Below are 1,137 nucleotides of genomic sequence, written 5' to 3' on the forward strand. Positions count from 1 at the left end.
CCAGCAACATCCGGGTCGGCTACCAGGGCTCCTGGACCGACCCCACCACCGGGAAAGTCTCCGCCCAGGCCCGCTGGTACACCCCCGGCACCGGCAGCTTCGCCTCCCGCGACCCCATGGACGTCCCCTTCACCAGCGCCGCCAGCATCAACCGTTATCTCTACGCAGGCGCCAACCCGCTGGCCTACAACGACCCCACCGGCTACTGGCCGGAATGGCTCGAGGACGGCGTGAGCGCGGCCGGTGGCGTGGCCAAGGACATCGGTGGCGCGGTCGTCGAACTCGGTGAGACCACCGTCGACTACGTCGTCGAGCAAGGCATCGACGTGCGCGACGGGTTCCGCAACGGCGGAATCCGCGGTGGAAGCCGCGCCCTGTCCAAGGTCGCGTTGAAAAAGGTCCCGATCGTCGGCTGGGCCTGGGAAGGCTACAGCTACAGCGACTACGTCTACCACAACTACGGCGACGAACCTTCCCCCCAACCCCAGCAGCAGCGGTCACAGAACCGCCGCGACCAGCCCGACCGCGACAACGAGCCCGACCACGACGAGCCCACCGACCAGACCAACCGCCCCCACACCCAACCCCGCCCCGCCCAGGCACCCGTGGTCCGCACCCCACCCACCGTCCGCACCACCAGCTCGGGCGGCACCCCCGCCCCCACCGTCGCCGACACCGTCAACCTCGAATGGCTCAACGCCCCCCTCATCACCGCCACCAACCCCACCAACATCCCCGCCCACCGGCCCGCACGACCCAACGCCAACAGCGGCGGACCCGGCCTCCACGCCGACCTCGGCGGACCCCCCGCCACCCCCTTCCAGATCCCCCAGTGCAAAGCCCCCCTCCGCTGCATCGGAGACACACCCAAACCCGTCAACCAAACACGCAACAGAATCACCCGAGAAATCCGCGACCAGCTCGAGGACACCCTCGACCGCGAACCCTCAAACCCCGACTGCGCCTCCACCCAGCCCGGAACCACCCCCCTGTCCGACACCTGCCAACCCCAACGCCCCGACCACACCGAATCCTGCACCCTCGACAACAGCTTCGACGGCGACACCCCCGTCCTCCTCGCCGACGGCACCACCACACCCATCCGCAACATCAAAATCGGCGACCAGGTCCTCGCCA

General features: G+C 69.0%; 1 protein-coding gene. It reads left to right on the top strand.

Going from position 1 to position 1,137, the window contains the following annotated elements:
- The coding region (locus B207_RS32900; RefSeq protein WP_035740195.1) for an RHS repeat-associated core domain-containing protein at positions 1-1,137 on the top strand (1,137 nt) is incomplete at both ends.

The sequence above is a fragment of the Parafrankia elaeagni genome (assembly GCF_000374165.1).
Taxonomy (GTDB): domain Bacteria; phylum Actinomycetota; class Actinomycetes; order Frankiales; family Frankiaceae; genus Parafrankia; species Parafrankia elaeagni.